At 63.1% G+C, this 6,296-nt stretch carries 6 protein-coding genes; 2 read left to right on the top strand and 4 right to left on the bottom strand.

All coding sequences use genetic code 11. From position 1 onward, the window contains the following. Positions 1–982, top strand: a 982-nt coding sequence (gene rnd / locus AC1DX0_RS29025; protein WP_477357843.1) for a ribonuclease D, incomplete at its 5' end; no start/stop codon positions are given. A 50-nt stretch (positions 983–1,032) separates the two neighbouring features. On the opposite strand, the gene AC1DX0_RS29030 is transcribed toward rnd, so the two are convergent. The 3 genes from AC1DX0_RS29030 to guaB form a co-directional block, all read right to left on the bottom strand. Continuing rightward, positions 1,033–1,452 (bottom strand): MAPEG family protein, encoded by a 420-nt coding sequence (locus tag AC1DX0_RS29030; protein WP_477221126.1) that lies wholly within the window; start codon positions 1,450–1,452, stop codon positions 1,033–1,035. 133 nt (positions 1,453–1,585) lie between these two features. Beyond that, positions 1,586–2,203: a hypothetical protein gene (locus AC1DX0_RS29035; RefSeq protein ID WP_477221125.1), complete on the bottom strand. Its 618-nt coding sequence runs from the start codon at positions 2,201–2,203 to the stop codon at positions 1,586–1,588. Beyond that, positions 2,154–3,656 carry an IMP dehydrogenase gene (gene guaB / locus AC1DX0_RS29040; protein WP_027028460.1) on the bottom strand — a complete coding sequence of 501 codons (1,503 nt, stop codon included), beginning with the start codon at positions 3,654–3,656 and terminating at the stop codon, positions 2,154–2,156. The genes AC1DX0_RS29035 and guaB overlap by 50 nt, the downstream gene beginning before the upstream one ends. Before the next feature lie 288 nt (positions 3,657–3,944). On the opposite strand from guaB, the gene AC1DX0_RS29045 reads away from it, so the two are divergent. Then, positions 3,945–5,366, top strand: coding sequence for an MFS transporter (locus AC1DX0_RS29045; protein ID WP_477221124.1), 1,422 nt, complete (start codon positions 3,945–3,947; stop codon positions 5,364–5,366). 11 nt (positions 5,367–5,377) lie between these two features. On the opposite strand, the gene AC1DX0_RS29050 is transcribed toward AC1DX0_RS29045, so the two are convergent. After that, positions 5,378–6,175, bottom strand: coding sequence for an RlmE family RNA methyltransferase (locus AC1DX0_RS29050; protein ID WP_477221123.1), 798 nt, complete (start codon positions 6,173–6,175; stop codon positions 5,378–5,380). Between the last annotated feature and the right edge of the window lie 121 nt (positions 6,176–6,296).

Genomic DNA, 6,296 nt, shown 5'->3' on the forward strand with positions numbered 1-6,296 from the left:
GCCTGACATCGACCTGGCGCCCTTCTTCAAGCTGATGGCCAATGAGGCGGTGGTCAAAGTCTTCCATGCCGCAAGGCAAGACATCGAAATCATCGTCCATCTCGGCGATCTGGTTCCGCACCCGGTGTTCGATACGCAGGTCGCGGCGATGGTCTGCGGCTTTGGCGACAGCGTTTCTTACGACCAGCTCGTGCAACGCATAACCGGCGCGCGGCTCGACAAGTCGTCGCGCTTCACCGATTGGCGCCACCGGCCGCTGTCCGACAAGCAGCTCGATTACGCGCTGGCCGACGTCACCCATCTGATCGAGGTCTATCAGCACCTCAGCGCCGAGCTGGAGCGGGAAAACCGCGCCCATTGGCTGAACGAAGAGATGGATGTGCTGACCTCGCGCGAGACCTACGATCCGCATCCCGAAGACGCCTGGAAGCGGCTGAAGATGCGGCTGCGCAAGCCGCAGGAACTGGCGATCGTGCAGACCGTGGCGGCATGGCGCGAGCGCGAGGCGCGCGAGCGCGACGTACCGCGCGGCCGTGTGCTCAAGGACGACGCGATCTACGAAGTGGCGCAGCAGGCACCACGCGACGCGGCGGCCCTTGCCAAGCTGCGCACCACGCCAAAGGGCTGGGAGCGCTCCTCGACGGCAACGGCCCTGCTTGGGGCAGTCAATACAGCACTTGCCTTGCCCAAGGAGGAGATGCCGAAACTGCCGAAGAATTTTCAGCCGCCGGAAGGCTCAAGCGCGGCGGCCGAATTGTTGAAAGTCCTGCTGCGGATCGTCGCCGAAAAGCAGGGCGTGGCTTCGAAAGTTCTGGCTTCCAGCGACGACATCGACCGCATCGCGGCCGAGGGCGAGGATGCCGATGTGCCGGCGCTGCAAGGCTGGCGGCGCGCCGTGTTCGGCGAAGCAGCACTGAAGCTGGTGCGCGGCGAGATCGGCATTAAGTTCGACAAGCGCAAGATCGCGGTGTTCGATTTGTAGAACGAACGGACTTCCCTTCTCCCCTTGGGGAGAAGGAAGAAACGCTCGGCTCAGACCACCCCGAGCAGATGCAGCGTGAACCAGATCCAGGCCAGCGCCAGCACCACAGCACCTGCGAAGAACGAACGGCTGCGCAGCCGCAGATTGTTGCTGGTCAGGTGGACCCAGGCGTGGAAATAGCGCGTCAGGACGAAAATCCACACCAGCGCCAAGGTCAGATAATTGACGCCGTTGGTGACGTGGAGCGTCAGGCACAGCACGTAGAAAAGCACCGGCAGTTCGAACTGGTTGCAGAGATTGGCGGCAACGGTGACGCTGGATGCAGGCTCGGTCGAACGCGCCTTGAACTGGCCGACCTTGGCCTCGCCTGACTTCACCGCGACGAAGCGGCGCCGACCCATCACGACGTAAACGATGTAGACCAGCAGAACTTGCGCCAGAACGGGCCAGAAGATCGCGGTCTGGTTCATGACATGTCCCCTGCCCTGTCCGGCATCAAGCCTAGAGTGTTTCACCGTTTCACGGAAACGGCGAACCGCTCTAGCTCTTTGTTTTGACGCAATTCCGAACGGAAAACCGCTTCACACTTTTCCTGGAATTGCTCTATCGTCTCTGGCCCATCAGCCAGAAAGCGGCGATGACGAGCAGCGGGATGGCGAGAAGCGCGAATTTGGTGACGATCAGCGCCGAAGCCAAAGACAGCGAATCCGGGTTGGCCGACAGGAAATCGGACAGAAGCCGTGCCACGGCGATATTCTGGGCATAGTCGGCAAGCGTGTAGGGCAGCACCAGCACCAGCGCGAAGATCGACTGCACCTGCCCGGGAAGCACGCGAAAATTCTTCAGGCGCCGGCCGGCGGCCAGGATCAGGCTGACCAATGTCAGCGACAGCAGCGCCGGGAACAAGAGATCGAAGGTCAGATAGTGCCAGACCAGAATGATCTCGCCGCCGCGCCGGCCAAGCGCCGTCAGCCAGGCCATGCCTTCGTCGGGTGTGAAGCCGAAATAACGCATGTCGAGCGACGGCAGGCCGCCGCTCAACTGGCGGAAATAGAAGAATTCCATCACCGTCATGGCGATGAAGACCGCCGCCGACAGGAAACACAGCGCACCCGCATGGCGCGACAGCCGCAGGATCGTCGCGGTCAGGCTCCGCCCGAGCCCGTATTGTTCAGGCTCCGCCGGGATAGTTCGGGCTTTCGCGGGTAATCGTGACGTCATGGGCGTGGCTTTCACGAAGTCCGGCGTTGGATATGCGCACAAAGGTGGCGCGTTCACGGAAATCGGCAAGGTCGCGGCCACCGACATAACCCATAGCGGCTTTTAGCCCGCCTGCAAGCTGATGCAGCACGCCAGACACAGGTCCTTTGTAGGGAACCTGGCCTTCAATGCCTTCCGGCACCAGTTTCAGCGTGTCGCGCACTTCGGCCTGGAAGTAGCGATCGGCCGAGCCGCGCGCCATGGCGCCGACCGAACCCATGCCGCGATAGGCCTTGAACGAGCGGCCCTGGTGCAGATAGACCTCGCCCGGGCTCTCGTCGGTACCAGCCAGCAGCGAACCGATCATCGCGGCGCTGGCGCCGGCGGCGAGCGCCTTGGCGAGATCGCCGGAATATTTGATGCCGCCATCGGCAATCACCGACACACCGGATTTGTGCGCCGTCTCGACCGCCGACATGATGGCCGAAAGCTGTGGAACGCCAACACCGGCGACGATGCGGGTGGTGCAGATGGAGCCCGGGCCGATACCGACCTTGACGGCGTCGGCGCCGGCATCGATCAGCGCCTGCGTGCCCTCGGCGGTGGCGACATTGCCGGCCAGGATGCGAACCGAATTGGAGAGCTTCTTCGCCCGCGTGACGGCATCGAGCACGCGCTGCGAGTGGCCGTGCGCGGTGTCGATGACCAGAAGGTCGACGCCGGCATCGATCAAACGCTCGGCGCGCTCGAAGCCGTCATCGCCAACGCTGGTGGCGGCTGCTGCGCGCAGGCGGCCCTGCGCATCCTTGGTGGCGTGCGGATTGAGCTGCGACTTCTCGATGTCCTTGACGGTGATCAGGCCAACGCAATTGCCTTGCTTGTCGACAACGACAAGCTTCTCGATGCGGTGCTGGTGCAGAAGCCGCTTGGCCTCGTCCTGGTCGACATTCTCCTTGACCGTGATCAGGTTCTCACGGGTCATCAATTCGTAGACCTTCTGCGCCGGGTCGGAGGCGAAGCGCACGTCGCGGTTGGTCAGGATGCCGACCAGCCGGCCGATCTTCTGGCCGCCGGTACCGCCATTCTCGACCACCGGAATGCCCGAGATCGAATAAGTGCGCATCAGCGACAGCGCGTCGGCAAGGGTGGCGTCGGGGCCGATGGTGACGGGATTGATCACCATGCCGGACTCGAACTTCTTCACCTGCCGCACCTGCTCGGCCTGCTCTGCCGGCGAGAAATTGCGATGGATGACGCCGATGCCGCCGGCCTGGGCCATGGCGATGGCAAGACGCGCCTCGGTGACGGTGTCCATCGCGGCGGAGAGGATCGGCACGTTGAGGTCGATGTCGCCGGCAATGCGGGTGCGGACATCGGTTTCGCCCGGCATGACCTCGGAATGACCCGGCTGCAAAAGCACGTCGTCAAAGGTCAGCGCCAGTGCGCCGGTGGACGTTTCGATGATTTTTGCCATGGCCAGCCCTTTAGAATGCGGAAAAAGCGCTGGACCGGGATGGACAGCGCCGACTCGTTCTTCCCTTTCAGGATTGGCGCTGGCTGGTAACACGTCGCGGCGCGGATGAAAAGCCGATGATTTCACGCTCCCGGAAAGGTGACCTTTTCCGAAAAGATGCCACCCAGGGTTGCCAGTCGCACAAAAGTGACAGCAAATTAATGCGACATCCACCCGAAGGCATGGTAACCGCCCGCTTCAAGGCCGACATGCAATCGGCAACGCAACATTCAAGTCTGGACGCGTTCCTTGAATCGCACCATCCCGCTCATCCTGGCGGTCGCCCTTTTCATGGAAAACATGGATTCGACCGTCATCGCGACATCGCTGCCGGCGATCGCCATCGACATCCATACCAGCCCGATCGCGCTCAAGCTGGCGCTGACCGCCTATCTCGTCTCCCTGGCGATCTTCATTCCGATCAGCGGCTGGATGGCCGACCGTTTTGGCGCCAAGAACATCTTTCGGGCCGCGATCGCGGTCTTCATCGTTGGTTCCATCGCTTGCGCCCTGTCCGGTTCGCTGCCGGCCTTCGTCGTTTCGCGCTTCCTGCAAGGCATTGGCGGCGCCATGATGACGCCGGTCGGGCGCCTGGTGCTGGTGCGCGCCACGCCCAAGAGCGAACTGGTCGCGGCGATGTCATGGCTGACCGTTCCCGCACTGGTTGGACCGCTGGTCGGCCCGCCGATCGGCGGCTTCATCACCACCTATTTCACCTGGCACTGGATCTTCCTGATCAATGTGCCGATCGGCCTGATCGGCATCTGGCTGGCCACACGCTTCCTGCCGGAAACCGAATCGATGGCAACGCCGCCGCTCGATTTCGTCGGCTTCGTGCTGAGCGGGCTAGCGGCATCCGGCGTCGTGTTCGGCCTGTCGGTGGTCTCCCTGCCCTATCTGCCGCCGGCCACCGGCCTTATCACCGTGGCCGTCGGGCTGCTGTCAGGCGTGCTCTACCTGCTGCACGCGCGCCGCGCCAAAAACCCGCTGCTGGCGCTCGAACTGTTCCGCAACCAGGTGTTCCGCTCCTCGGTGCTTGGCGGCTCGCTGTTTCGCATCGGCATCGGCGCCGTGCCGTTCCTGCTGCCGCTGATGTTCCAGATCGGCTTCGGGCTGACGCCGTTCCAGTCCGGCATGATCACCTTCGTCTCGGCGATCGGCGCCATCGGCATGAAGTTCGTGACAGCACTGATCTTCCGGCTCGCCGGCTTCCGCCGCGTGCTGATCTGGGGCTCGCTGATCGCCGCCGCATCGATCGCCATATACGGCCTGTTTACGCCAGAGACGCCTTACGCGCTGATGCTGGCCATATTGCTGGTCGGCGGCTTCATCCGCTCGATGTTCTTCACCGGGGTGAATGCGCTCTCCTATGCCGAGGTGTCGGCAGAAGATACCAGCAAGGCAACGCCGATCACGGCGGTGTTCCAGCAGCTCTCGATTGCGCTCGGCGTGGCGCTCGCCGGCGGCATTCTGGAAGTCTCGACCTCGATCCATGGCGGACCACTGGCGCTGAGCGACTTCCATATCGCCTTCTTCATCGTGGCGGCCGTATCGGCCTTGGCGTCGATATCGTTCATGCGGATGGCGCCAGATGCAGGCAACGCCGTGTCCGGCCATGGCCGGCTGACAACGCCCAAGACGCTGGAGCCGGTCAGATCGCCGGGGGAGTGAGGCGGGTCGGCTTAGGCTTCTGGGTCGTCCGACCCTTCGCTATGGCTCAGGGCGTTCGAGTCCTTCGGAACGTCCACTGGACGTTCCGATCCGCCTGAGGGCGTACCCGCCTCTCGCCCCTTAAAGTCTTTGGCCAGCAGATAAAGCTCCACCGACTCATCGCGCGACGCCGGCGGCTTGACGTGGTGGACGGAGCGGAAATTCTTCTTCAGCATCGAGAGCAGTTCGTTCTCCGCGCCGCCCTGAAAAGTCTTGGCGAGGAAATGGCCGCCCGGCTTCAGGACCGACAGCGCGAAATCGGCCGCCACCTCGCACAGATGCATGGTGCGGATGTGGTCGGTCCGCTTGTGGCCGGTGGTTGGTGCGGCCATGTCGGACAACACGACATCCGGGTCACCACCCAGCGCTTCGGCGAGCTTCTGCGGCGCATCCGCATCCAGGAAATCCATCAACAGCACCGGCGCGCCGGGCACGGCATCCATTTCCAGATAGTCGATGCCGATGACGTGCGGATTTTCCGCCGTCGATTTCGTGCGGGCGGCCGCGACCTGGCACCAGCCGCCGGGGGCGGCTCCGAGATCAATCACCTTCATGCCGGGTTTGAGCAAATGGTGCTTGTCGTCGATCTCGATCAGCTTATAGGCCGCGCGCGAGCGATAGCCGTCCGCCTTCGACCGCTGGACATAGGGATCGTTGATGTGGCGCTGCAGCCAGCGGCGCGACGATTCCTTCAGCCCGCTCTTCTTCTTGATCCGCGTCTTCAGCACGCGAATGCTGGCCGAGCCTGGTTTTTCCGGTTTCTTGGTCATTGCCTGATTTCTTGTTTGGGCATGTGCGTTTCGCGGAGGGCTTCCCCCACTCCGTCGCCGCTTCGCGGCGCCACCTCTCCCCCCTCCGGAGGGAGAGGAAGGGAGCCAGCCTGCATCAGCT

It is taken from the genome of Mesorhizobium sp. P3_A9 (genome assembly GCF_056402975.1).

What these genes read in the sequence shown, in the direction of transcription:
- AC1DX0_RS29035 (WP_477221125.1), bottom strand. Translation starts at nt 2,203, where the DNA reads ATGACGTCACGATTACCCGCGAAAGCCCGAACTATCCCGGCGGAGCCT.
- AC1DX0_RS29050 (WP_477221123.1), bottom strand. Translation starts at nt 6,175, where the DNA reads ATGACCAAGAAACCGGAAAAACCAGGCTCGGCCAGCATTCGCGTGCTG.
- guaB (WP_027028460.1), bottom strand. Translation starts at nt 3,656, where the DNA reads ATGGCAAAAATCATCGAAACGTCCACCGGCGCACTGGCGCTGACCTTT.
- AC1DX0_RS29030 (WP_477221126.1), bottom strand. Translation starts at nt 1,452, where the DNA reads ATGAACCAGACCGCGATCTTCTGGCCCGTTCTGGCGCAAGTTCTGCTG.